Source organism: Segatella copri, assembly GCF_051861805.1.
GTDB classification, from domain to species: Bacteria; Bacteroidota; Bacteroidia; order Bacteroidales; family Bacteroidaceae; genus Prevotella; species Prevotella copri_M.
Genome location: NZ_CP146520.1, coordinates 98,367 through 123,648, shown reverse-complemented (window position 1 = coordinate 123,648; position 25,282 = coordinate 98,367). Strand labels below are relative to the sequence as shown.

General features: G+C 45.9%; 20 protein-coding genes. 7 read left to right on the top strand and 13 right to left on the bottom strand.

Translation table 11 applies throughout. The features are described 5' to 3' along the window. Positions 1-62: 62 nt before the first annotated feature. The 5 genes from V8Z93_RS00555 to V8Z93_RS00535 all read left to right on the top strand — a co-directional run bounded on the left by V8Z93_RS00555 (position 63) and on the right by V8Z93_RS00535 (position 9,251). Positions 63-3,326: a SusC/RagA family TonB-linked outer membrane protein gene (locus tag V8Z93_RS00555; RefSeq protein WP_439432053.1), complete on the top strand. Its 3,264-nt coding sequence runs from the start codon at positions 63-65 to the stop codon at positions 3,324-3,326. Between the two features lie 30 nt (positions 3,327-3,356). After that, positions 3,357-4,880, top strand: coding sequence for a RagB/SusD family nutrient uptake outer membrane protein (locus tag V8Z93_RS00550; protein ID WP_203040749.1), 1,524 nt, complete (start codon positions 3,357-3,359; stop codon positions 4,878-4,880). Positions 4,881-4,898: 18 nt separating this feature from the next. After that, on the top strand, positions 4,899-6,374 hold the full coding sequence (locus V8Z93_RS00545) for a hypothetical protein (RefSeq protein WP_203040748.1): 1,476 nt from the start codon (positions 4,899-4,901) through the stop codon (positions 6,372-6,374). Between the two features lie 7 nt (positions 6,375-6,381). Beyond that, the gene (locus tag V8Z93_RS00540; protein WP_439432052.1) at positions 6,382-7,533 is read left to right on the top strand and encodes a family 16 glycosylhydrolase; all 1,152 of its coding nucleotides are present in this window, start codon (positions 6,382-6,384) and stop codon (positions 7,531-7,533) included. A 680-nt stretch (positions 7,534-8,213) separates the two neighbouring features. Then, positions 8,214-9,251: an alcohol dehydrogenase gene (locus V8Z93_RS00535; protein ID WP_439432051.1), complete on the top strand. Its 1,038-nt coding sequence runs from the start codon at positions 8,214-8,216 to the stop codon at positions 9,249-9,251. 10 nt (positions 9,252-9,261) lie between these two features. On the opposite strand, the gene V8Z93_RS00530 is transcribed toward V8Z93_RS00535, so the two are convergent. From V8Z93_RS00530 to V8Z93_RS00485, 10 genes are all read right to left on the bottom strand, one after another. After that, complete coding sequence (locus tag V8Z93_RS00530; RefSeq protein ID WP_439432050.1) at positions 9,262-10,596, bottom strand: DUF4861 domain-containing protein; 1,335 nt, start codon at positions 10,594-10,596, stop codon at positions 9,262-9,264. Between the two features lie 108 nt (positions 10,597-10,704). After that, positions 10,705-11,451 (bottom strand): peptidylprolyl isomerase, encoded by a 747-nt coding sequence (locus V8Z93_RS00525; protein ID WP_439432049.1) that lies wholly within the window; start codon positions 11,449-11,451, stop codon positions 10,705-10,707. Positions 11,452-11,483: 32 nt separating this feature from the next. Then, positions 11,484-11,846, bottom strand: coding sequence for a hypothetical protein (locus V8Z93_RS00520; protein WP_203051028.1), 363 nt, complete (start codon positions 11,844-11,846; stop codon positions 11,484-11,486). 34 nt (positions 11,847-11,880) lie between these two features. Continuing rightward, complete coding sequence (locus V8Z93_RS00515; RefSeq protein ID WP_203051027.1) at positions 11,881-12,735, bottom strand: HAD family hydrolase; 855 nt, start codon at positions 12,733-12,735, stop codon at positions 11,881-11,883. A 216-nt stretch (positions 12,736-12,951) separates the two neighbouring features. Then, complete coding sequence (dnaK, locus tag V8Z93_RS00510; protein WP_203040744.1) at positions 12,952-14,859, bottom strand: molecular chaperone DnaK; 1,908 nt, start codon at positions 14,857-14,859, stop codon at positions 12,952-12,954. 313 nt (positions 14,860-15,172) lie between these two features. Then, entirely contained in the window at positions 15,173-16,192 is a 1,020-nt protein-coding gene (gene recA, locus V8Z93_RS00505; protein ID WP_203040743.1) for a recombinase RecA, read from the bottom strand. A 26-nt stretch (positions 16,193-16,218) separates the two neighbouring features. Continuing rightward, entirely contained in the window at positions 16,219-17,460 is a 1,242-nt protein-coding gene (locus V8Z93_RS00500; RefSeq protein WP_439432048.1) for a saccharopine dehydrogenase family protein, read from the bottom strand. Positions 17,461-17,502: 42 nt separating this feature from the next. Continuing rightward, positions 17,503-18,111, bottom strand: a complete 609-nt coding sequence (locus tag V8Z93_RS00495; RefSeq protein WP_203040742.1) for a DUF6621 family protein — start codon at positions 18,109-18,111, stop codon at positions 17,503-17,505. A 201-nt stretch (positions 18,112-18,312) separates the two neighbouring features. After that, the gene (crcB, locus tag V8Z93_RS00490; protein ID WP_218412038.1) at positions 18,313-18,693 is read right to left on the bottom strand and encodes a fluoride efflux transporter CrcB; all 381 of its coding nucleotides are present in this window, start codon (positions 18,691-18,693) and stop codon (positions 18,313-18,315) included. A 44-nt stretch (positions 18,694-18,737) separates the two neighbouring features. Beyond that, positions 18,738-20,327, bottom strand: a complete 1,590-nt coding sequence (locus V8Z93_RS00485) for an ATP-binding protein (protein ID WP_218412071.1) — start codon at positions 20,325-20,327, stop codon at positions 18,738-18,740. Positions 20,328-20,515: 188 nt separating this feature from the next. On the opposite strand from V8Z93_RS00485, the gene V8Z93_RS00480 reads away from it, so the two are divergent. Both V8Z93_RS00480 and V8Z93_RS00475 read left to right on the top strand, forming a co-directional pair. Then, positions 20,516-21,139, top strand: a complete 624-nt coding sequence (locus tag V8Z93_RS00480) for a vWA domain-containing protein (RefSeq protein ID WP_203040741.1) — start codon at positions 20,516-20,518, stop codon at positions 21,137-21,139. Positions 21,140-21,532: 393 nt separating this feature from the next. After that, on the top strand, positions 21,533-22,021 hold the full coding sequence (locus tag V8Z93_RS00475; protein WP_217764935.1) for a lipocalin family protein: 489 nt from the start codon (positions 21,533-21,535) through the stop codon (positions 22,019-22,021). 60 nt (positions 22,022-22,081) lie between these two features. Here the strand turns inward: V8Z93_RS00475 and V8Z93_RS00470 are convergent, their stop codons facing one another. From V8Z93_RS00470 to V8Z93_RS00460, 3 genes are all read right to left on the bottom strand, one after another. Further along, positions 22,082-22,414, bottom strand: a complete 333-nt coding sequence (locus V8Z93_RS00470) for a hypothetical protein (RefSeq protein ID WP_439432047.1) — start codon at positions 22,412-22,414, stop codon at positions 22,082-22,084. A gap of 581 nt (positions 22,415-22,995) precedes the next feature. Continuing rightward, complete coding sequence (locus tag V8Z93_RS00465) at positions 22,996-23,760, bottom strand: ADP-ribosylglycohydrolase family protein (RefSeq protein ID WP_439432046.1); 765 nt, start codon at positions 23,758-23,760, stop codon at positions 22,996-22,998. Positions 23,761-23,806: 46 nt separating this feature from the next. Then, the gene (locus tag V8Z93_RS00460) at positions 23,807-24,205 is read right to left on the bottom strand and encodes an A1S_2505 family phage non-structural protein (protein ID WP_439432872.1); all 399 of its coding nucleotides are present in this window, start codon (positions 24,203-24,205) and stop codon (positions 23,807-23,809) included. Positions 24,206-25,282: the final 1,077 nt, after the last annotated feature.

Genomic DNA, 25,282 nt, shown 5'->3' with positions numbered 1-25,282 from the left:
TTATACATTATTATAATAGAGTGAACTAACAAATAGATATTTTTCTAAACTAATAATCGAATATGAAAACAAAAAGTCTATTGCTGGCGACTGCATTATTGATGTCGACGTCAGCGCTCGCACAGAAAAACACCTTCAAGGGTGTCGTGTTGGATGACCTGGGTGACCCCGTTATCGGAGCCACCATACAGGTTAAAGGCGTCAAGGGTGCCGGTGCAATTACCGACCTTGATGGTAACTTTGTCATCGATGCAGATGCTAACCAGACCTTGGTTATTACCTACATTGGCTACAAGGATGCAGAGATCCGTCCTTCAGCCAACATGAAGATTACTCTGAAACAAGACGACAAAGCTCTGGACGAAGTGGTTGTTGTAGGTTACGGTGTTCAGAAGAAGAGCGTGGTAACTGCTGCTATCGCTAAAGTGAGCACCGAAGATTTGGCAGGCAAGAGCCCAGTGCGTGTTGATAACGCATTGAAGGGTCTGGCTGCCGGTGTCAACGTAACCTCTTCTTCAGGTCAGCCTGGTGCATCTCCTAAGGTTCGTATTCGCGGTACAGGTACTATCAACAATTCAGATCCTCTCTACATCGTAGACGGTATGCCTATCGAGGGTGGTCTCGACTATCTCAACCCTAGTGATATCGAGAGTATCGAGGTGCTGAAGGATGCTGCTTCGGGTGCTATCTATGGTGCCCGTGCAGCCAACGGTGTAATTCTCGTAACCACCAAGAAGGGTAAGATAGGAAAGGCACAGATCAACTATAACTTCTCATACGGCTGGCAGAGCGCATGGAAGAAGCGTGATGTGACAAGCGCCACTGACTACGCCATCCTTCAGAACGAGCGTGCAGTGAATGGTGGTCAGGCTCCTATCTATGCTGATCCATACAAACTGACTGACTCTAATGGCAATCCTATCAATGGATTTGGTACTGATTGGCAGGACTTGGTATTCAACGACAATGCCCCTGTACAGAACCATGAGGTAAGCATCAGTGGTGCTTCTGACAAGATCAACTACTACCTCTCCATGGGCTACTACAAGCAGGAAGGTATCGTAGGTGGTAACTACGGACAGAGCAACTATGAGCGTCTCTCTATGCGTAGCAACAACATTTATAATGTATTGGATGCCAGCAAGGATCGCAACTTCCTCAACAAGCTCGATGTTACAGTCAACATGGCTTATACCCGAGTAAAGAGCACTGGTATCGATGCTAATAGTATCTATGGCTCAGTATTGGGTAGTACCCTCTATCTTGCTCCAACATTGGCTCCTACGGTAACCAATAGCAATGTGGCGAAGAAGTATTATGATGCCTACGAGGATCCTAACACATACGATGCTAATGGTAAAGTGAACGGTACTCGTGATACTTACGAGCTTCTCCGTGATGCCAATGGCAACTATTATACTATCCCAGGTATGGGTGGTACCTATCAGGAGATGAACAATCCTCTTGCCATGATGGCGCGCCCAGCAGGTAAGAACTGGTCACACAAGTTTGTGCCTAAGTTCTCTATCGACCTCCAGCTCTGGGACAACTTGAAGTATCATTTCACTTATAGTGCAGACCTCAGCTTCTGGGGTACAGATAGCTACACCGCATCCAAGTATTACCTCTCAGGTAATAACTATTCTACCCATACCTCAGCTTACAAGAGCTCTGACAAGGGTATCAACTGGCAGGTGGAGAACACATTGACATACGATAAGACTATTGGCAAGCACAGTTTTGCTGTTGTCTTGGGTCAGAGTGCAATGAAGAACAAAAGCGATTATCTGAACGGTAGCCGTTGGAATCTTGTGAATGTAAACAAGCCTTCTATCGACTATGCTACCGGCAACTACGAGCAGACCATCGTGAAGGATGCTGACGGAAAGATCATCTCTGTAGGTGCGCCTCAGATTCAGCATAGCGTATCGGGCGGTAACAACGTGGTACATGCCATCTCTTCACTCTTTGGCCGTTTGAGCTACAATTACGATGAGAAATATATGCTCCAGGCTACAATCCGCCGAGATGGCTCAAGCCGTTTCGGACCATCTCATAAATATGGTACCTTCCCATCAGCTTCTGTTGGTTGGAACATCATGAACGAGAAGTTTATGGAGGGCACCCGCGACTGGTTGAGTAACCTCAAGTTCCGTGCCAGCTGGGGTAAGAATGGTAATGATAATATCGGAGACTTCCGTTATACCGTATTGACCTCTATGGGCAATAACGTGCTTTTCGGTAAGAACGCTGTCAAGTTTAATGGTTCTAAGGCGAATGCCACAGCCAATGAAGACTTGAAGTGGGAGGAGAGTGAGCAGACTGATATCGGTCTCGACTTCGGATTCTTCGGCAGTGCATTGACCTTCAGTGCCGATTACTATGTGAAGAAGACCAACGGAATGCTGATTACTATGCCTATCCCAAGCTACGTAGGTGAGACCAAGCCAATCGGTAACGTGGGTGATATGAAGAACTCTGGTCTTGAGTTTGAACTCGGCTATAAGTGGCACATCTCTGATGCTCGCTTCAATGCCAAGGCTAATGTTACCTATCTGCACAATGAGTTGACCAACCTGGGTAATGATACTGGTTACATCGACCTTGATAGCTTCCAGGGTATCTCTGGTGGTGGCACTCGTGGGTCTAACGGTCAGCCTTTCCCATACTTCTATGGTTATAAGACAGCTGGTGTGTTCCAAAATATGTCAGAGGTTCAGGCTTACGTAAATAAGGATGGTAACATGATTATGCCAGATGCCAAACCAGGTGATGTACGTTTCGTTGATGTAAATGGTGATGGTAAAATCGATCCAGATGACCGCACCAACATCGGTAATGGTACACCTTCATGGACCTTCGGTTTCAACTTCAATGCAGAGTGGAAGGGCTTCGACCTCAACCTTTTCTTGCAGGGCGTAACGGGTAATAAGGTATTTGATGCAACCTATCGTACAGATGTGTTCTCTGGCAACTTCCCTACTTGGATGCTCGACAGATGGACTGGTGAGGGTACATCTAATAAGTATCCTATCCTGAAGAATGGCGATGCTACCAACTGGCAGGTTTCTGACCTCTATCTTTGTGATGGCTCTTACTTGAGATTGAAGAATATCTCTTTGGGTTACACCTTGCCAAAGCAGTTGACCCAGAAACTCTCTATCAGCCGCTTGCGCTTCTATGTGATGGCAGAAAACCTCATCACATGGACCAAGTACTGGGGCTTCGACCCAGAGATTTCATCAGGTGGTACCTCTCTCGGTGTAGACTATGGTGTATATCCACAGGCTCGCACCTATACCATCGGTTTCAATCTTTCATTCTAACATCAATAACCTCTTAAAACATTGACAATTATGAAAACAAAGAGATATATAGCTTTTGGTATGTTGGCAGCCAGCATCACATTGGCAACCACATCCTGCAGCGATAGCTTTCTAGAGGTGGAGAACCCATCAGGTGAAAACCTCGAAGAATATTATACCACAGATGCCCACATCAATGAGGCTCTGAATGCGGCTTACGATCCTACCCATTGGCCAGACTGGGCTTTGGGACAGTATAATGCCCTCAATATTGATGCCGAGATTATGGGTGATGACTTCTGGGTAGGCGGTTCTAACAAAACCGATAGGCAGGAATGGCACATGCTTTCTAACTATGAGGCAAATTCCAGCAATACCCTTAGCTCACTTTGGACAGTGGACTATTCTGGCATCAAGCGTTGCAATGACCTCTTGAAGTACTTGGGTTGGGCAGAGGCTAACCTCACCGCTGTTAACAAGGCATCTTACGAAATGCAGGGCAGAGCCCTCCGTGTGTATTACTACAATAACTTGTGGCACTACTTCGGAAACATTCCTTTCTATTTGGAAAACCTCTCTTCTCCATATACCGCTCCTCAGTTGAGCGCTGATGAGGTATACAACAACTTGATTACTGAGTTGGAGTCAGTCATCAACTCTAATGTATTGCCTATGCGTTGGGATGATGTCAATTGTGGCAGAATGTCACAGGCGATGTGCTATATGATGTATGCCGAGATGGTGATGTATCAGAAAGATACTTCCCGTTATGCCACGGCATTGCAGTATATGCAGGAAATCATCAACGACAAGAATGAGTATGGTATCATGGACGACTTTGCTTCTATCTGGAAGAACAGTGGCGAATGGTGCAAGGAGAGCATCTGGGAGGTGAACTATGAGATAGGTTTCAGTGAGCGTTCTTGGAGCAATCCACAAGGTATTGGTGGAACAGTACTTCCTACCTTGATTTCTCCAAACTCATGGCCTGGTGGCGAGGGCTGGGACGCAGGTGCTAACGGCTGGGGATTCATGCCTGTTAGAACTGAGACTTATAATATGTTCGCATCTAATGACAAGCGTCGTGATGCAACCGTTTGGGATTGCCGTGGTGTAGAATATACCAAGCGTTATGAAGATACAGGCTTCTGGCTAGGTAAGTATCGTCCATATACAGAGAATAATGCTACTTCTGGTGATAAGGACTTGAACTACAACAATAATCTCCGTGTGTATCGTGTAGCTGAGGCTTACCTCAATGCAGCAGAGCTTTTGTTGGAGACAGGTGGCGATGCTAATCAGGCTAAGGATTATGTGAATAAGATTCGCAACCGTGCAGGCATCAATCAGCTTACGTCTGTAACCGTGGATGATGTCATCAACGAGCGTCATTTAGAGTTCGTAGGTGAGGGCAAGCGTTACTTCGACTTGGTTCGTACAGGCAAGGCTGCCAGCGTATTGGTACCAGATGAGTATGGCTATCGTACCAATTCTTGGACAGAATCTAAGAAGTATATCCCAATCGCTCAGGCAGAGCTTGACTCAGACCCAGCATTGGTACAAAATAATTATTAACGTTAAGAATCCAACAATATGAAAAAGATATTTTTAAATATGGCGCTCGCCCTCATGGCTGTGCTCATGCTAGGTGCTTGTTCTGCCGAGGAGTTTTCGGGAGCAGACAAGAGTCAAATTCCTACCATGAAAGGAGTGAATGTAGATTGGCAGGTGGACGAGGAAACGAATACTGTTACAGCTTCCGTACAAGATCTGAAAGGTGCTTACCCTTTGTGGTATATCACTTGGAATAATGCCAAGGGCGAGAAGCAGTCAATTTATTCCACATTGCCTACATTGAGCAAGCAGTTTGTCGGCGCAGGTACCTATACCATCTCTTTGCGTCTTGGCAATCGAAATGGTTTCAGTTCTGATGAGGTGAGCAAGACTGTTACTTTCACCAAGTCACAGGTAGATTGGAGTGCTGTAACTTCTAAACTCTGTGGTACACCTGAAAAACCTAAGGTATGGCGTATCGACCGTAAGGCTGCTGGACACCTAGGTTGTGGTCCTTCAGGTTCTGCCGGTACTGCATGGTGGTCGGCTGCAGCTAACGACAAGAAAGATTTCGGAGTCTATGACGACCGAATCATCTTTACTATGGGTGGCGAGACTGGAGGTCGTTATAGCTATAATCCAGGCGAAGATGGCAAAATGTATGTAAACAAGGGTACAACCATTTGGGGAACAGGTGCTGCTGAAGACTTCGATACTGATGTGCAGAAAAATGAAACATCATTCTCTTTAGAGTCTGATTTCTACACACCAGAAGGTGCAAATGAAGAGGTACAGGCCAACTACATCGTTTTGGGAGCACAATCTTACTTCCCTTATATTTCTGACGACTCGCAGTATAATAATGGTAAGTATCGCATCGAGAGTATCACTGCCACCAAACTGGAATTGGTTTTCGATGTTCCTGGGGCTATAGCTTGGCATTTCATCCTTACAAGTACAGAAGACAAGCCAGACGATCCTGATGCTCCAGGGGCTATAGTTGACTGGGATTATAATTCTGAAAACAATTTATGGAAGCCATTCATGGGCATAGAGCCTGCATCATTTTTCTATGCTCCGGGTTGGGCTCAGATTGACAATCCTAAGTTTACTTATAAGGATGGACTCTATACTGTAGAGTTGCCTGCTGCAACATCTGATCAGTGGCAATCTCAGATGGCTTTCGAGACAGATTTGACAGCATCTTTGAGTGATACTTACAATTTCTATTGTGTGCTCAACTCTAGTGAGGATCATCCTGGTGTAACCGTTAAGTTGACAGAGACTGATGAAAAGGATGAGGCTGGAGAAACTATCAAAAAGCACGACGATAACTTCTTCTTCGCTGATCGTGTGAAACTAACAGCAGGCGAAGATTATGTCTTCAAGAAGGAAGGTGTAGTCTTACCAAAGAACGATGCCCACGCTTTGAGTTTGGTATTCGACTTCGGAGGTAATGCTGCCAATACTGAAATTTCTGTTGGTAAAATATATTTAGAAAAAGTAAAGAAGTAATCACTATATGATAGGAAAATTAAAAATTTTTGCTCTCATGATGTCTATCTGCTTGCTCTCTTGCAGCAGTAGTTCTTCGGACGACTCGGGTGACAACTCAGGTGGTGATGTGAAGATTTCTTGTTCACAGACGAGCATCAAGGCTCCTGCCAATGGTGGCTCTTACAGCGTGGCTGTGGTGGCATCTACTGGTGGATGGACGGCTGCTGCAGATGAGAACAGTGGTAATTGGGTGAAGGTGAGTGCCAAGAATACCAACAAGGCTTCGGGCATGATTTCAGTCAACGTTGACGAAAATACAAGCAAGGAAGCACGTAATGGTGCCGTCAACGTGAAACTTGGTAGCAAGCAGGTGAGCATCTCCGTGACACAGGCAGGCAAGACTGTTACTCCTATTGAGGGTGGCGAAATGGTGATTCCGGAAGGTTACAAACTGGTCTGGAATGATGAGTTTAACGAAGGCTCAGAGTTGAATAGTACCGATTGGCGTCATGAGGTGCAGAAGTCGGGCTGGGTGAATAATGAACTTCAGAACTATGTGAATGGCTCTGCTGATGGCAAACGCGTAACAGAAATTGCTGATAACCGGCTTTACATCAACTGTTTCAAGGGCAGCGACGGCAAGATTTATTCGGGTCGTGTATATGCCCACGAAAGTCTGGGCTGGCTTTACGGTATCTTCGAAGCGCGCATCAAATTGCCTAAAGGTAAAGGCACATGGCCTGCTTTCTGGATGATGCCTTGCAACAATGATTTCGGAGCAAATCCTTGGCCTAAATGTGGCGAGATTGATATTATGGAAGAGGTAGGCGTTAATCCTAACTATACTTCTTCGTCGCTCCATACTGAGAAGTTTAATCACGTGATGGGAACCCAGATTACCAAGGAGCGTCTGACTGCGGGTGCTGAAGACGGTTTCCACGTTTATCGCCTGGAGTGGACTCCTGATTATATCAAGACCTATGTGGATGGTAAGGAACTGCTCAAATTCAACAATGACGGTAAAAATGATGTGAGTTCATGGCCTTTCAATAAACCATTCTATGTTATCCTCAACCTGGCTTGGGGCGGTGATTGGGGCGGTATGAAGGGTGTTGACGAAAGCGCCCTCCCTGTTCAGATGGAGGTAGATTACGTGAGAGTATTCCAGAAAAAATAAAGTGAAACGCTGATTGATTAAACAGCAAAAAAAGGCAGCTGCAAGCATTTTCACAATGCTTACAGTTGCCATTTCTGTATAATATATATGGAAACTTCTTATTTCAATTCTCTCAAATTTTCAGAAAGCCTCGCTTGTTAAGCGAAGTTCTTCATGTTGGTTCTTGCACCGTATTCAGCGCATCCTGCAACAATCATTGCTAAAATCATTCCTAATACCATCATAATCTTATCCTTTCTCTATATTTATCTGTTATCCAATCTTTACCTTATCAGAAGCTTTATTTGGAAGCATCCTAAGATGCCTCTCAAAGCTTGTTTACTTGCCGAGGCTAATCTTCTTGTTTACATTTACAACCTCTGCAAAAAGAGCAGCTACAACTGCTAATGTCATTCCTAATACCATCATAATCGTTATCCTTTCTTTACTTTAATTATTCGTTATTTATCTTTTCGAGTGCAAAGGTAATGCCTTTTTGTGTACGCACACAATTTTTTAGTCGGAAAATGCAGAAAAGGCTTGATTTCTTGATTTTCATCAAATCTTGTCATGCCAAATGGGGCATAATGGCATATCTTCTTGCAAAGTTGATAGTTCAAGAAAGTTTTTCGCTGTTTATTTATTGAGTTTCATTAATAATGTGTATCTTTGCAATGTTAATTGGAATTTACTTTTTAATCATGAAAGCATTTACATACATCAAGCAAGGAGAGTTTGGCTTCACGGAAAAGAAGAAGCCAACGTTGATAGACTCGCATGATGCCATCGTGCGAGTAACGCTGAGTAGCATCTGCACAAGCGACCTTCATATCAAGCATGGTTCTGTTCCTCGTGCCGTACCGGGAATTACTGTCGGACATGAGATGGTAGGTGTCGTGGAGGAAGTGGGGGAGCAGGTTACCCACGTTAAACCGGGTGACAGGGTGACCGTGAATGTGGAAACCTTCTGCGGAGATTGCTTCTATTGCAAGCATGGCTACGTGAACAACTGTACTTCTCCGCATGGCGGATGGGCTTTGGGATGCAGAATCGATGGCGGACAGACGGAATACGTGAGGGTTCCGTATGCTACCACGGGACTGAACAGAATTCCGGATTCGGTGAGCGATGAACAGGCTCTCTTCGTAGGTGACATTCTTGCCACTGGATTCTGGGCGACGAGAATCTCTGAAATTACCGAAGAGGATACAGTTCTGATCATTGGTGCCGGACCAACGGGTATCTGTTGTTTGCTCTGTACCCTGCTCAAGAAACCACGTACCATCATTGTTTGCGAGAAGTCACAGGCCAGAAGGGAATTCATTCTGGAGCATTATCCGCAAGTGATGGTTGTAGAACCTGATGATTGTGAAGCTTTTGTCCTGCGTCATAGCCGGCATGGAGGAGCCGATGTGGTGATGGAAGTTGCAGGTGGGCAGAATACATTCCAGCTTGCCTGGAAGTGTGCCCGTCCTAATGCCATCGTCACCATTGTCGCCATGTATGACAAGCCGCAGATTCTTCCACTTCCTGATATGTATGGCAAGAACCTTATTTTTAAGACGGGAGGTGTTGATGGATGTGACTGCGAGGAAATTCTGAGCTTAATAGCTCAGGGAAAGATAGATACCACCCCTCTGATTACTCATCGTTTCCCGCTTTCAAAAATAGAGCAGGCATACGATGTTTTCGAGAACCGAAAGGATGGTGTCATCAAGGTGGCGATATTTCAGATATAATCTTCTCTTCCTATTTTACTTCAACCCCGAGTGGAGTTTTCAGCGCATCCAGGTATTCCTTGATGCGAATCTGCCATTCGGCGTAGCTCTTCACATCATATTTGCTCCATGCTGCACCGAAGTAATAGCTGTACTTTTCTCCATTCTTTAAGCCGCGCTTCAAGCCGAGCGCATGACCGGTGGCACCATCGTGCTTCTTGTCGAAGAGCTGGTAGTAAGTGTTGTCGATGCCCTCAGGGAAGAGTACACCCACGAAAACCTGCGAGTTGTTCACCTCGATGTTGTCGGTAGGGTCGGCATAGCTTACGTAATCCTTGGCAAAGGTCTTGCTCTCGGTATCTTCCTCATGGATAGGGAAACCGGTGGCGAAATCGGTAGGAGTGGTCAAGCCGTCATACCATACGGTCATCTTGTTGAAGTTGCTGTCCTTGTCGAGCGAGATGATGCGATGCTCCACCACGTTCTTCATATCGCCCACGGTAGATGGATTGTAAGTCAATTCCACGGTAAAGCGGAGCGGACCGTTATCCAGAATCCTGTAATCCTTATAGCAGTAAGGCAATACCTGGTTCTTGCCTACCATGAGGCTTGGTGCACCCAATCCCAGGGTAGCACCCACGCGATAAGGGTCGAGGCCGTTGCCATGGTCAAGATGGAAGGAAGTGAGGATATCCACCTCTTTTGATTCTGCCTGAAGAGACTTGATTTGCTTGGCAAGGGCTGCAGCCTTTGCTTTGTTCTTCTCAGCCTTCTCCTGCTTCTGCAGAGCTCTTACCTTGGCATCAATCTTATCACCCTTGATATTTCCGTTCATATCCTTTACGTATCGCTCGTAAACCACGGTGTCGGGGGTATTCTTCACCCATACATCGGTGCCGAAGGAGCGTTCGCCGGTGCGCTGCAGGGCAGGACCATATACACGATAGGCGCATCTGTCGTTTTCCCAGGCGATATCATCCTTTCTTATCTTATAGAGAGCACCGGTAGCCCATACCTTCTGCTGGTAAGGTTTGCCGATGGTTACGTAGTAGGTGGCTGAACCGTGAGGGCGCACGCTGGCATCGATGAGCAGATTGCCATCGTGGGTAATCTGCGAACCGATCTGCTGTCCGCGCTTATTCTTCACGATGTAGGCCTCGCCCTTTTTAGGAGCTGCCTTGCCCAGTTTTGCCTTCACCTCGTTCATGCTCAGAGAGATAAGCTCCGTGCGGGGGTTGGAAGTAGGGTTGTTCACCACGATGGTGGCTTGTTGAGCATGGCAGTAGTTAGAACCTGCCAATGCCAGGAGCATCATCAGGCTTCTGACCGTGATGCCCTTCATCATTTTTCCATGAATCTTTTTCATTTTGATTTGTTTATTTTAAATTCTTTATTTTATAAATACGAATGAATAGTTGCTGATACTTAATAAAGATTTCTCGCAGATTTCATAGAAACCTGCGAGAAATACCTTTTATTCTTCTATAATAGAAACCTGCATGCTTATATCCTCCTTAGGTCTATCTCCACGCATGGTTTCGCAGTTCTGAATCTTCTCTACCACATCAAGGCCTTCCTCCACCTCGCCAAACACGGTATACTGGTTGTCGAGGAATGGGGTGCCGCCCACCTCGGTATAAGCCTTCTGCTGCTCCTCGGTAAACTTAGGGTAGCCCTGCTCCTTGCATAGTTTCTTGGTTTCATCCACCAGTTCATCCTGCAGTTTCATCAAGCCCTCGCGGTCGCGGTTACGGCGGAAGTTCATAATCTCATCATGATGCTCCTTGGCAAGCTGGTTGAAGATGTTCTGCTCCATCTGCATGCCCATCTGCTTCTCCATCTGCTTCAGCTCGTTCTGCTTGTAGGTCTTACCCCAGACGATATAGAACTGGCTTCCGCTGCTCTCACGCTCAGGGTTCACTTCATCTCCCAAGCGGGCAGCGCTCAGGGCACCGCGCTTGTGGAAGAGCTGTGGATAAACGAACTCGGCAGGGATGGTGTAGTCAGGTCCGCCCGTGCCCAGCATCTTGCCCTTAGGAGCACCCTTGCTATCCGGGTCGCCGCCCTGAATCATGAAATCCTTGATGACACGATGGAAGAGTGTGCCATCGAAATATCCCTCCTTTGCCAACTTCAGGAAGTTGTCACGATGCTGAGGAGTCTCGTCGTAGAGGCGCACTTTGATGTCGCCCTCTGAAGTCTTAATCAATACTTTAGCCATAATAATTTATAATCAGTATATTTTTTACCTTTTTACTTTTCATAAAATTCATTCCATTCCTTCATAGCCTCCTGCCAGTCGGTTTGCTCACCGCTGGCGATGGCATCCTTCTGCTTCTCTGCCTCATCGCGTGCCTTATCTCTTGCACGCTTAGCCTTCATGGCCTCGATGGTAGCATCGTCGAGAATCTGGATGGCACCACGCTTGATGGCATCCTGCAGTTCCTCCTCGCCGAAAGCCTTGCCCGGCTCATTGAAGTCAGAGATGTTGAATTCATAATCCACGCGAAGGTCGTGGCGTATCAATTTCTGTTGCAAACGGTTGCCTGCGTTCTTGAGGCGCAGCAACTTTCCGATTTCCTTAATTTCTCCTGCTGAGTATTTGTTTCTTCCCATTAATATGATTTGATATTATTATTTCAGTTTAAAATCACTTCCACGCCTTTTTCTGGTTCAGCTCTATCAATCTGTCGAATTCGAAATCCGCCTTGATTTTATCCAGTATTCGCTTCACGATGATGTTCATCACGCCGCCCCTGCTGTAATTAGCTGTACACATAAAGTTGGCACGGCCTTCCCTAACCAGCTGGCACGCCATCGCCTCCTTCTCGGGCGTGTTATATACGGCGATGGCATGACCGCCATGCTCCTTCACCATCTTCATGCAAGGCACGTCGGTTTCTCCATCTCCGAAGTAAATCATTCTAGGAAAGGGGATAGGGCGCTTGCTGTCGGGGATAAACTGGTTCACCCTCCGGTTGTCGCTCACCTGCCTGATGCCCTTGTTGATCTTGAAGAGAAACTGCGTCTTGGTGGTGTAATCCACGGCCACGGCTGGCCAGTAGGCGATGCCGTCATCGTCATAGAGAAACGAGCAGGCATAGATGTTCTCGAATTCCTGAGCGATGGGGGTTCCCTCTATCATCTCCTTCAATCCCGAAGAATTGATGTAGTGCCTGATGTCGAGGCCGATGCTTGCACCATATTCGTTGATGAACGAGAACCATTGCTTCACGCCACGGAAGAGCTCCACGTTCTTGCCGAAGCTCTGAAAGGATTCGCGGGTGAGCGAGATGTTGTTCTTCTTGGCTTCTTCGAGCATCAGAAACATATAGGTCAAGATGCCGTTGGCATCCTTACCCTCTGCCAGTTTTCTGTTTCTATCCCAGAATTCCTCCTTGGTCTTTCCGGTTGCCTGGATGAATCCGAACTCCTGCATGTTGCCTGGCGACAGCGTTCCGTCGAAATCGTATACCAGTGCCACCTGTGGTCTTTTTTTTGCCATATCCCGTTTCCTTTCTTCTTTTATTTATTATATCTTTTCTTTTGTAAAGCTTCCGCCCTCACATAACCTGCAAATATACATATTTTTTAGCAAATTGGCAATAACAGAATTTATAAAAAATCATAAAGACACGAAAAAAGGCGTGAAAAACTCATTTTCAGAGTCTTACACGCCTTTTATCTTTATGCTAATCTAATATTCTCTATGACGAGAGGATTACTTAACCTCCTCGAAATCTGCGTCCTGAACGTCCTGAGCGCCATCGTTAGCACCCTGCTGTGCCTGCTGACCGCCCTGTGCACCCTGAGGACCTGCCTGCTGACCACCCTGGTACATCTGCTGAGAAGCAGCCTGCATGACGGTGTTCAAGTTGTTGATAGCTGAATCGATGGCTGCAACATCACCTGCCTTGTGAGCATCCTTCAACTGCTGCAAAGCCTGTTCGATGCCTGGCTTCTTGTCTGCAGGAATCTTATCACCGTTATCCTTCAAGAAGTTCTCGGTGGAGAAGATCATGCTGTCTGCCTGGTTCATCTTGTCAATCTTCTCGCGCTCAGCCTTATCAGCAGCAGCGTTCTGCTCTGCCTCAGCCTTCATGCGGTTGATCTCGTCCTCGCTCAAGCCAGATGAAGCCTCGATGCGGATGCTCTGCTCCTTGCCGGTAGCCTTATCCTTAGCTGATACGTTCAAGATACCGTTGGCATCGATATCGAAGGTAACCTCAATCTGAGGAACACCACGACGGGCTGGAGCGATACCTGTCAGGTTGAACTGACCGATGCTCTTGTTCTGAGCTGCCATTGGGCGCTCACCCTGCAATACGTGGATGGTAACCTCTGTCTGGTTATCAGCTGCTGTAGAGAATACCTCGCTCTTCTTGCAAGGGATGGTTGAGTTAGCATCGATGAGCTTAGTCATTACACCACCCATGGTCTCGATACCAAGAGTCAATGGAGTAACGTCGAGCAATACGATGTCGCCAACACCCTCTTCCTTGTTCAGAATGGCACCCTGGATAGCTGCACCTACTGCTACTACCTCATCTGGGTTAACGCCCTTAGAAGGCTCCTTGCCGAAGTAGTTCTTAACGAGTGTCTGAACGGCTGGGATACGGCTTGAACCACCAACCAGGATAACCTCGTCGATATCTGATGTAGAGAGCTTAGCGTCACGAACGGCATTCTGGCAAGGTACAAGACAAGCCTGAATCAGGTTGTGAGCCAACTGCTCGAACTGTGCACGAGTCAAAGTCTTAACCAAGTGCTTTGGCATACCGTCAACGGCTGTGATGTATGGCAAGTTGATTTCTGTAGATGTAGAGCTAGACAACTCAATCTTAGCTTTCTCAGCTGCCTCCTTCAAACGCTGCATAGCCATAGGGTCCTTGCGGAGATCTACGCCTTCCTCAGCCTTGAAGCCATCAGCCAACCAGTTGATGATTACCTGGTCGAAGTCATCACCACCCAGGTGAGTATCACCATTGGTAGAAAGTACCTCGAATACGCCGCCACCGAACTCAAGGATAGAGATATCGAATGTACCACCACCTAGGTCGAATACGGCAATCTTCATATCCTTGTTAGCCTTGTCAACACCGTAAGCCAAAGCTGCGGCTGTAGGCTCATTTACGATACGCTGAACGTTCAAACCTGCAATCTGACCTGCCTCCTTAGTAGCCTGACGCTGTGAGTCAGAGAAGTAAGCAGGAACTGTGATGACTGCATCTGTAACCTCCTGTCCGAGATAATCCTCTGCAGTCTTCTTCATCTTCTGGAGAACCATTGCAGAAATCTCCTGTGGAGTATATTTGCGACCCTCGATTTCAACACGTGGATAACCACCCTCGTTTACCACTGTGTAAGGCATTGCCTCAGCTTCCTTCTGGCTCTGAGCATATGTCTCACCCATGAAACGCTTGATAGAATATACAGTGTTCTTAGGGTTTGTGATGGCCTGACGCTTAGCAGGATCACCCACCTTGCGGTCACCATCCTTAACGAAACCTACTACTGATGGAGTAGTACGCTTACCTTCACTGTTAGCGATTACAACTGGTTCGCTACCTTCGAAAACGGCAACACAACTGTTTGTGGTACCCAAGTCAATTCCAATTACTTTTCCCATGATTATATCTTTTTTTTATTTTTTCGTTATTAATATTGTTATTTATCTCATGAATCGCTGGCTTCTGGGAAAGTCTACCGAAGATATGCATCTCTCGGGAACTTCCTGAACTCAGCGTTCACGCTTTCCAATATAACAAAGCATGTGCCAAGGGATTTTGAAATTGGCATAGCTGACAAGGTGGCAGATAAGTACTGACAAAACAAAAGGAATCAAGACAGAAGGGCGATAAAATGTCGCATTCCCTCGTATCTTGATTCCTTTATATATAATAAGGTGTAATCCTTATCTGATTCTACTTTAGAATCTGAATCTACTTCTGATCCTTGGCTGCGAGTGCCTCGCGAACCTTAGTCTCCAGTTCATCGAGAAGCTCTGGGTTATCCTTGAGCAATGCCTTGCAGGCATCGGCACCCTGCCCCAACTTAGAGCCGGCATAGCTATACCAGCTTCCGCTCTTGTCGATGATGCCGTTGGCTACTGCCAAGCCGAATACCTCGCCGGCACGGCTGATACCCTCGCCAAACATGATGTCGAATTCCGCCTTGCGGAATGGAGGAGCCACCTTGTTCTTCACCACCTTTACGCGCACCAGGTTACCAACCACCTCTTCGCCATCCTTGATGGCCGTGGCCTTGCGGATATCCAGGCGCACGGATGCGTAGAACTTCAGGGCGTTACCACCGGTAGTGGTCTCTGGATTGCCGAACATCACACCAATCTTCTCGCGCAACTGGTTGATGAAGATACAGGTGGTGTTGGTCTTGCTGATGGTAGAGGTGAGCTTGCGCAAAGCCTGGCTCATCAGTCGTGCCTGAAGACCTACCACGTTATCACCCATGTCGCCCTCAATCTCCTTCTTAGGAGTAAGGGCAGCCACAGAGTCGATTACCACGATATCTACGGCTGCAGAACTGATCAGCTGGTCAGCAATCTGCAAAGCCTGCTCGCCGTTGTCTGGCTGCGAAATCCACAAGTTATCCACATCTACGCCCAGTTTGGCAGCATAGAAGCGGTCGAATGCATGCTCGGCATCGATAAAGGCAGCGATACCGCCCGCCTTCTGCGCCTCAGCAATGGCATGGATGGCCAGAGTGGTCTTACCGGAAGACTCAGGACCATAAATCTCGATGATGCGTCCCTTAGGATAGCCGCCTACGCCGAGTGCATTGTCGAGGGCGATACTGCCTGTAGGAATCACTTCGATGTTCTCGATGTGTTCATCACCGAGCTTCATGATGGATCCCTTGCCGAAGTCTTTCTCAATCTTCGCCATGGCTGCCTGAAGTGCCTTCAGCTTACCCTCGTTAGGATTCAAATTTCCTTCCTGCATATTTTAAATGAATTAAAAGTTTAAAATTAATCAATTTCCAAGTCACCATCAAACACCTCGTGCCATGGCAATCCCTGCTTGTTGAGCTGCTCCATGAATGGGTCTGGATCAAACTCTTCTACGTTCCAAACGCCTGGCTTCTTCCAGATGCCCTTGAGGAACATCATGGCACCAATCATGGCTGGCACACCAGTGGTGTAGCTGACGCCCTGCATGCCTGTCTCGTTGTAAGCCTCCTGGTGCTTGCAGTTGTTATATACGTAGTAGGTGCGCTCCTTGCCATCCTTCTTACCACGGATGCGGCAACCGATGGATGTTTCGCCATCATAGTTCTCGCCGAGGTCCTGTGGGTTAGGCAATACGGCCTTGAGGAACTGCAGAGGAACAATCTTCACCTTGGCTGTCTTGCCGGAACCATCTGCCAATGGAGCCTCGTACTCGATTTCGTCGATGCGGCTCATGCCGAGATTCTGGATGCAGTCGAGGTAGGTGAGATACTGCTGACCGAAGGTCATCCAGAAGCGTGCCTCCTTGATGGTAGGGTAGTTCTTCACCAGGCTCTCCAACTCCTCGTGGTGCATCAGATAGCTCTCGCGAGGGCCGATGTTAGGGTAGGTGAGTGGCTTGTGGATAGAGAGAGGGTCGGTTTCAATCCATTCGCCATCCTTATACCAGAGTCCCTTCTGGGTAATCTCGCGGATATTGATTTCAGGGTTGAAGTTGGTAGCGAAAGCCTTGTGATGGTTTCCGGCGTTGCAATCCACGATATCGAGCACCTCGATCTCATCGAAGTGATGCTTGGCAGCGTATGCGGTGAAGATGCCGGATACACCTGGGTCGAAACCGCAACCGAGGATAGCGCACAGACCTGCCTGTTCGAACTTATCCTTGTAAGCCCACTGCCAAGAGTACTCGAAGTGAGCCTCGTCCTTAGGCTCATAGTTAGCGGTATCCATATAGTTGCATCCGCAAGCCAGACAGGCATCCATGATGGTGAGGTCCTGGTAAGGCAAAGCGAGGTTGATGACAAGCTCAGGCTTATAGCTATTGAAGAGAGCCTTCAACTGCTCAACGTCGTCGGCATCCACCTCAGCTGTCTGAATATCCATCTTATAGCCTTTGGCATGGATATCCTTAACCAGCTTATCGCACTTTTCCTTGCGACGGCTAGCAATCATAAACTTGGTGAAAACGTCCTGGTTCTGGACGATCTTGAAGGCAGCCACGGTAGCCACGCCACCAGCGCCAATCATAAGTACTCTACTCATTTATAATCTTATTTTTTATTATTATGTTTATTATTTTAATGTTTATTTTATCTCCTTTGCCGAGATTCCGAGGGCGTTCATCAGCGAGTAACCCAGAATCTCCTGACGGAAGTTTCCTCCCGGCATGGGTTGCATGGCGAAGAGGGTGATGCGCTTGTCATCGTCATCTACCTTGCGAAGCATATCTCTCAGCTGGTCGTAGGCGTCTCCATCTTCCGAGTTCGGAATCACCATCACCCTTTTCACCTCCTTGGCGTTGCATACGGTGCGTGCCACTTCTACGAGGAATTCGTCCTTTCCCACCATCTTCTCCTCTGTAGGATAAGACGAGAAGATGAATTCTCCGAGACCTGCTTCCTTGAAAGCCTTGGCGTTGAGGTCCGTTTCATAGTTAGAAGGGCGGAAGTTCTTCATTGCAATGGATTTCTTATCGTGGATAAGCACCACTTGCGTTTCGTGCTCCCCCTCTCTGAGTCCTCCGTCGAGGGCGATGCACACTGCCCATTGTGCCATGTCAGCTGGCTGGATGCGTCGGTTGATCATTCGCTCGAAGTTGACAGTCAGGTCGAAAGCCACTCGGTCGATATAGTCGGCATCAGCGATGATAACATTCTCGCTCCATTTTATATTGTTTGTATCTAATGTATTCATTGGTGCAAAAATTAAGCAAACGAGTACAATGAAAGCATGCTTTCAAATTGTCGAGTGCAGATTATTTTCTGCAAATTTACGAATAAATTTCGTAATTAAGGCATTTTGAAAATATAAAATAATAAAAAAGATAGAATTTTCATCATTTCTTCATCTGATGGAATCCTATCTTCTGTATTTTATGCGATAATCTTTTGTATTTTATGCGATAATCTTCGCCAGATAATGTCCGGCGAGTACGGCGATAAGTCCCAGTGCCAAACTTCCGAAGAGATAGAGCATCATATAGAGGTAATTTTCCTCCTTCATCAATCCCGCCCCCTCGTTCATGAAGGTAGAGAAGGTGGTGAATCCTCCGCAGAACCCCGTGGTGAGCAGCAGTTTGGCAGATGGCGACATCCATCCCCCTTCCCTCCAGTTCAATCCCGAGAGAAACCCGATGATGAGGCATCCCGCCACATTCACCGCCATGGTTCCGAACGGAAAGGCTATCACCGTGCAGGATTGCACCATCTTTGAAATCCAATATCTCATGCCGCCACCAAAGAAGCTGCCGATGCTTACTATCAATATTTCTTTCATCTCCTTATATAATATATGTATAAAATGCTATCGGGGGGAGAGATTCAACGCTCTCCCCAATCATCTATTGTTCCTGTTTTTGATGAGAAACTGCATCCTATCTTGAATATCTTTCTCTTATCTGATAAATATTCCCGGGCGTATCCCATATCTTCGATTTGCTGGAGCGCTTCTCTTGCGTTTCCATCCCTCTTAAACTCAAATATATAAATGTACAGAGGGGTTTCTATGATGCAATCTACTCTTCCTTCGCTCTGCTCTTTTTCGATGAAGATGGTATAGGAGCTGATCATCCTCAATACCAGATAGAATGTATATTGAAAATAACGTTCCTTCTCACGTTCATCATCTTTTCTTCGCTGGGAATAAGGGATGCTGGCAAAGAAAGAAACCATCAGCTGATGCAGCTTTTTGCATTCTCCCTTTCCCAATGCTTCGATTACCTGTAGAACCCAGGAATCTGGTGAAACTTTTGGCTTCAGATAATCTGCTGCCAGCAAACTGATGAATCCCCTTCTAACTTCATCGTTCGGAAAATCCAACAGATAGGAATTGGTATTCCTTGACCATCCCTTGATGGTCAGATATCCGCTTTGATATATCATCGGCAAAGGGCGTTCTATGGTTGCCTTATAGTCGTCGAAATCCTTGGTGGGATAATATTTCCCCACCAGTTCGTTGATGTTTTCATCGCTATGAGCTAGCAGGCGAACCAGATAGGTGGGTGAACCCGTTTGGAACCAATAGTCGTCGATGAGCATTTCCTTGAAGGCACGCAAGATGCTGAAAGGATTATATACGCCTCGCATCCTGCGACTGAAATGGTAACCGTCAAACTGGCGTTTCAGTTTTATCAGTATTTCTTCCTTTGAAACATCATATTCCTCAGCCATTTCTGCGATTTGTTGTGAAAAGGTAGAGCGCAACTCGTCTTCAGTGATGCCGAGAAGCGTATCGAAGTGGGCAGAAAGGCTGATATCTTCGGGTTGGTTGAAACCGCTGAATACGCTTACTTGCGAAAACTTGGTAACTCCCGTAAGCAGAACGAATTGCAGGTCTTTATCGGCAGCCTTGAATACACTGTAGAAGCCTTTAAGAATTTCCCGATGCCTATCTTCCAACAGCCGCTCGTTGCCATCTGCATCGGTTGTCTTCAGTGTAGAATCCAATACGTCTAGCAGAGGCTTGTCGTATTCATCAATAAGGACAACGGCGCGAAGTCCTGTTTTTTCGTGGGCATTTCTCAGTACGCCAATGAATCTGTCGCCGAGGGTGGAAGCAAAGGGGGCCTTGCCGTAGATGGCTTCCTGCGATTCAACGAAATCAATCAGCGTCTTCTCCAGCTGACCTGCTTGTGTGAAATCCTTGCCGTTGAAGTCAAGGTGGAATACCGCATATTGCTTCCAGTCGGTTTCCAGATTATCAATGGCTAGGCCCTTGAACAGTTCTTTTCTGCCTTGAAAATAGCATTCCAGTGTAGATACGAGAAGTGACTTCCCAAATCGTCTGGGACGACTCAGAAAGTAAATCTTGCCATTTTCTACCATATCATAAATCATCTGAGTCTTATCTATATAAAGATATCCTTCTGTGATGATTTTCTCAAAGCTCTGTATGCCTATCGGATATTTCATATTATTCATACGCTTGTTCCTTATTTTCTGCAAAATTACAAAAAATAACGATACAAGCAAATTTTTTATGTACCTTTTCTTAATTTTTCCCTCTATTCTTTCTTTAAAGGGATAAATAGAAGCAGGGAATAGTTCTTCTTGCTTATAAAATTATGTTGAACAATTAAAATAAATAGGAGAAACAAGTTATGAAACGAGTATTCAATCTTTTAGTAGTGGATGAGAGTGGCAGCATGAGCATTATCGAGCGCCAGGCACTGGTGGGCATCAACGAGACCCTGACCACGATTCAGAAAATGCAGAAGACGCATAGCGACATGGAGCAGCGTGTAACGCTCATCACCTTCGACAGCACCCACAAGAAGCTGTTCTACGATAATGTGTCTGCCCGCCATGCCACCCCTTTGACCTCAAGGGATTACAACCCATGTGGCGGTACCCCTCTTTATGATGCCATAGGCATGGGTATAGCCAAGGTCAACGCCCTGACCACCGAGGATGACAGCGTATTGGTAACCATCATTACGGATGGTGAGGAGAATTGCAGCGAGGAGTATGATTTGAAGATGATCAAGAACCTCATTGAGAAGTTGAAGAAGCAGAACTGGACCTTTACCTTCATCGGCACCGATGATCTTGATGTGGAGAACATTGCTCATGGTATGGGCATCGACAACCACCTTCAGTTTTCGGAAGATGAGGCTGGTACCAAGGCGATGTTTGCCAGAGAAAACAGAGCCAGAGAGCGCTACAACAAGTGCCGTGCGATGGATTGCAAGATGGAAGCGGGCAGTTATTTTGAGGAGAAATAAGATAAAAAAGAAGAAGTTGACGAAAAAAATGAATGGTAAATGCTGATTATTCAGAAAGTTTTTGTACTTTTGCAATCAGAATGATTTCTCGCAAGAGTTTGACTTCTGTTTTTTGATGGTTAAATTAGCGTTTGCTATTCGGTCATGCACATTGGAACGTAGGAAACTTCAATAAAAAGCAGGAATACCGACAGATAGTAAGCGTCCGCTATAGCGTGGGCGTTACTTGTCGTTTTCCTCAGCTTTTCCTACGGCTGCAATGTGGACAAGTTTCGTCCACGTGTTTTGTATCCGTAGGTGATGTAGAGAACGATGGCTTCGCAATTATAATCTATCGGATTCACTAATTTAATAACATTAAAAGCTTAGCTATCGGCATAACGGGCACAACTTATGAAAAAGTTACATTTTTCTTTAATGGCGATTCTTTTCGCCTTGTTTTCAATGGTGTCTTTCACCGCTTGTTCATCTTCGGATGATGACGACACTTCGGCTTCTGGTGATATTAAGACCAACATCGTTGGTACATGGGAACTTACGCATATTAAGGGGTGGTATTGGGCTGATGATGAGGATGAAAGCCATATCATTGTAGATAAAAGTCCTGAAAGTGATGATAAATTTAGATTTTCTCTCAATGCTAATGGTGGTTGCATTTGGTATGATTATGATGCAGGGACTTGGAAATCGTATTCAGGAATTACTAAATATGAATTGAATGCCAACATTTTGATTATTAAGGATTACTATTATTCTGGGGATGAAACAGATTGGAAAACTTGCAAGCGCTTTAAGATTACTTCTATCAAAGATAATACGATGATTTGTACTGTTTACCTTATGGATGAGGGAGATACCGAACTTACATTTACGAAAAGATAAATATTAAAATAAACTAAGGATAGAGAAAAGCAGTATGTTGCGTGTTTTTCATACTGCTTTTCAGCTTACTTTTTGATTCTGTTGTTCTGGCGCAGAGAGTTGATCTGTGCCAACTTCTGCTCCCGCGAGTAAGGATGCAATAACATGGATTCTACCTCCTTCACAGCACCCATACTGTTCTGACGGTGAAAATCGTTTATATAAGATCTTTTCAGTACTGAATTGTTCTGCATAATCATCTAATTTTGCTAGACCTTCAGATGTAAATCCTTCATTGATTATGTCGCTGATGGACATCCAAAAATCATGATTCGTCATATTTACTTGTTTTAATTGCCGCAAAAATACGTTTTTTCTTTGATAACACCAAATTTTTGGGGCATTATTTTGCATGTTACATTTCTTTGTATATGTGAATCTATCGGCTTTTATCAATCGAATCTTTCTCAAAAAGGCGTCCTAACGATTTGTGCCTGGTTACGGCAATGAAACAGCCGAGTTTTCGTTTTTTCTTCTCACTAAGCGGCCCCGAGTGTAATGTGGTATAGTGTTCGTGTAGAGTCTGATTGCATATTGCACTCTCGTAAGTTGCAGTAAAACAATTTGTTATAATGAAATCGTGTAGTGTGAAGTAGAAAAGCTAGATTACGTCCTCTGTCAATTCCTGCGAAGCCTTGGATTTAGAAAGGAATATCCGTGAAAAGTAGGCAGGGATTATTTTCCCTTAAGCCTAAAAATATTTAGCCTTAAGGGAAAATATAATTAGCCTTAAGGGAAAATATATTTTGGTTTTTAAGTAACCTCCGGTCCCCGAAGGGGGCCAACTTTCAATAACCGCTGGTGGAATGACCGAAGGTCATGGAACCTGCGGATAGCCAACAGGAGGGAGAAATCGTCCCCAAAGGGGGCGAACCACATTCAGTCTTGCTACTGTTCGCCCCCTTTGGGGACGATAGGATGCCATTTGCGAAAGTTCAGTTACCAATAACATCTTTCATATCATCCGGCAGATAAGAGATTGCCTTCTCTTTCATATCTTGTGGAATACCAAATCGTGCTTCGGCGATGGAGCCAACGATAGCTCCGATGGTATCGCTATCGCCGCCATGAGATATGGCTAGACGGATGGCATCCTCGAAGGATGAGGCTTTTGAAAGAATATGGAAAGATAATGGCACGGCATCCATACAGGTTTCATCAAATTTACCCTTCGGATAAACTCGTGTGTCGAAATCCTTGTAATAGCTGCGGGCGATATCCTTGAAGGCTTTCTTAGCCTCATCATCTGGCTGATGGCTTTCCTTGCTTTTTCTGAAATGCCAGATGGCATGAGCCACGGCTCTGGCTCCCTTGATTCCTTCGGGATGGTTATGAGTAGGAAGAGCCGTTTTCTCTGCCTCTTCCAAAACCTGCGACAGGTCATCGAATAGCCAAGCCACCGGTGATACTCGCATTGCCGAACCATTGCCAAAACTATTATATGGCTGTGGATCAAGAGAACGAATCCACCCCGCGAATCTTCCGCCATACGCTCCTTTTGGAGAAGGATAGCGGCGGCACCAATCCAGCAGGCTTTCCTGATAGCTTCGCTCGTTCTGTATCGCATCGGCTACCGCCACCGTACAGATGGTATCATCGGTGAAGTCGCATCCTTCGCCGAACATCTCGAAATCATAATCAAACGTATTGTTGAACTCATATTTTGAGCCAGCAATATCTCCTATTATTGCTCCTAACATTAATTTGATAATTTTCCTAACTTTATTTGATAATTTTCCTAAACCTTTACTCTATCACCTCCCAGAAACTCTCCGGCAAGCTGATGTTCTTCATCTCCTTTGCGCTCTCGAACAAAGGGGCGATGTCTTCGGCTTCGAAACCGGCGATGCCGCAACCTATTGGGGTTACCAGGAAATGTAGCTCGGGATGCTGATGGGCAAAGATAATAAATTCATCCACGTATGGACGGATGGTTTCCACGCCGCCCTGCATTGTAGGGATGGCGTAACTCTGGCCCTGCAAGCCAACACCCTTGCCCATGACGGCACCGAAATGCAGGCGGGCTATGCGGGCAGCTCCACCACCATGCATGCCAGCCAGATTGCTGCCAAACACAAAAATCTCGTTCTCCTTCAATGAATCAATCCAGCGAGGAGTGATTCTTCCCTTCTTCTTATCTTCCATATTATTCTTATTATTAAATATGTTATTGCCATTATCAGCCGCTTCTACGCAGCACATGCATTCGGACATCATGCTCGGCATCGACATCTTCGGAGCACTAGATACTGATGCGTCTTTATCGCCGAACGACAGATAGCTTCCGTATTCCGATGCATCGAAGTATCTCTTGAAATAAGGAATCACCACATCGTGCATCATCTTCTGGCAACGCTGGGTAACGGCTGAATGGGATATGCCCAACTGCGCAGCTACGTCCTTGCCCCGGAATCCCTCTATATAGAGCATCTTCAGGATGATGCTGTTCTTGCTGTCTCTGCCATAATAGAAATTGCCGATGTCTTCTATCGTCTGGTAAAGATCGTGCTCAAACTGGTTGTCGGTCACGTCAAACTGCATCTTGCGGCTTTCCTGTCGCGCCTCGAAACTCTCGAAGTGGTGCTCCTTCACTACCTCCTTCAGTTTATCCAGCAGCAGGAAGCGGAAGCCATTCACCATCCAGGTTTTGAGCGACATGCTCGGCTTTCGGTCCTCCAATGGCTTGAAGTCGTGTTCGCTGAGATAGAGATAGTATTCGTGAGCCAGCGAGAAGAAATCCATGCCCGGCTTGTTCTGTAGGTCGTATCGCCTGTCGTACACGCAATAAGCCACCCGGCAGTATCCGTAGTAATACTCCCTCACTATTCTGGCATCGGCATCCTTGAAGCCCTGCAGAATCTCATCATCCGATAAGCTTTCCAATGCCTTCTTATCCGATGTCTCTATCTTTTCCGAAAAATCCTTTTCTGAAAAATCAGTGCCTGAAAAATTCTTTTCTTTCTTCATATCGATATATCTTTTGATATCCGCAATTCGATTGCAAATATATACTTTTTCTTTGAGAAATGGCAGGATTTGCTCCTTTTTTCTCCTCTATATTCTATTAAAAGAAGAAAACGATGGAAAAATTAAGCTGGCATCGAAAGAAAATGATATCAGAAGTATTACTTTCTATATAAATATATGCGAATAAAAAAGGCTGGTATGCAATCATATCAGCCTTTTATCATTTCATAAGCTTTCTTTTTTTATGTGAAGGAA

What these genes read in the sequence shown, in the direction of transcription:
- crcB (WP_218412038.1), bottom strand. Translation starts at nt 18,693, where the DNA reads ATGAAAGAAATATTGATAGTAAGCATCGGCAGCTTCTTTGGTGGCGGC.
- V8Z93_RS00530 (WP_439432050.1), bottom strand. Translation starts at nt 10,596, where the DNA reads ATGAAAAAGATTCATGGAAAAATGATGAAGGGCATCACGGTCAGAAGC.
- V8Z93_RS00480 (WP_203040741.1), top strand. Translation starts at nt 20,516, where the DNA reads ATGAAACGAGTATTCAATCTTTTAGTAGTGGATGAGAGTGGCAGCATG.
- V8Z93_RS00485 (WP_218412071.1), bottom strand. Translation starts at nt 20,327, where the DNA reads ATGAAATATCCGATAGGCATACAGAGCTTTGAGAAAATCATCACAGAA.
- V8Z93_RS00475 (WP_217764935.1), top strand. Translation starts at nt 21,533, where the DNA reads ATGAAAAAGTTACATTTTTCTTTAATGGCGATTCTTTTCGCCTTGTTT.
- V8Z93_RS00525 (WP_439432049.1), bottom strand. Translation starts at nt 11,451, where the DNA reads ATGGCTAAAGTATTGATTAAGACTTCAGAGGGCGACATCAAAGTGCGC.
- V8Z93_RS00555 (WP_439432053.1), top strand. Translation starts at nt 63, where the DNA reads ATGAAAACAAAAAGTCTATTGCTGGCGACTGCATTATTGATGTCGACG.
- V8Z93_RS00500 (WP_439432048.1), bottom strand. Translation starts at nt 17,460, where the DNA reads ATGAGTAGAGTACTTATGATTGGCGCTGGTGGCGTGGCTACCGTGGCT.
- recA (WP_203040743.1), bottom strand. Translation starts at nt 16,192, where the DNA reads ATGCAGGAAGGAAATTTGAATCCTAACGAGGGTAAGCTGAAGGCACTT.
- V8Z93_RS00465 (WP_439432046.1), bottom strand. Translation starts at nt 23,760, where the DNA reads ATGTTAGGAGCAATAATAGGAGATATTGCTGGCTCAAAATATGAGTTC.
- V8Z93_RS00515 (WP_203051027.1), bottom strand. Translation starts at nt 12,735, where the DNA reads ATGGCAAAAAAAAGACCACAGGTGGCACTGGTATACGATTTCGACGGA.
- V8Z93_RS00535 (WP_439432051.1), top strand. Translation starts at nt 8,214, where the DNA reads ATGAAAGCATTTACATACATCAAGCAAGGAGAGTTTGGCTTCACGGAA.
- V8Z93_RS00545 (WP_203040748.1), top strand. Translation starts at nt 4,899, where the DNA reads ATGAAAAAGATATTTTTAAATATGGCGCTCGCCCTCATGGCTGTGCTC.
- V8Z93_RS00495 (WP_203040742.1), bottom strand. Translation starts at nt 18,111, where the DNA reads ATGAATACATTAGATACAAACAATATAAAATGGAGCGAGAATGTTATC.
- V8Z93_RS00540 (WP_439432052.1), top strand. Translation starts at nt 6,382, where the DNA reads ATGATAGGAAAATTAAAAATTTTTGCTCTCATGATGTCTATCTGCTTG.
- V8Z93_RS00550 (WP_203040749.1), top strand. Translation starts at nt 3,357, where the DNA reads ATGAAAACAAAGAGATATATAGCTTTTGGTATGTTGGCAGCCAGCATC.
- dnaK (WP_203040744.1), bottom strand. Translation starts at nt 14,859, where the DNA reads ATGGGAAAAGTAATTGGAATTGACTTGGGTACCACAAACAGTTGTGTT.
- V8Z93_RS00460 (WP_439432872.1), bottom strand. Translation starts at nt 24,205, where the DNA reads ATGGAAGATAAGAAGAAGGGAAGAATCACTCCTCGCTGGATTGATTCA.
- V8Z93_RS00470 (WP_439432047.1), bottom strand. Translation starts at nt 22,414, where the DNA reads ATGCAAAATAATGCCCCAAAAATTTGGTGTTATCAAAGAAAAAACGTA.
- V8Z93_RS00520 (WP_203051028.1), bottom strand. Translation starts at nt 11,846, where the DNA reads ATGGGAAGAAACAAATACTCAGCAGGAGAAATTAAGGAAATCGGAAAG.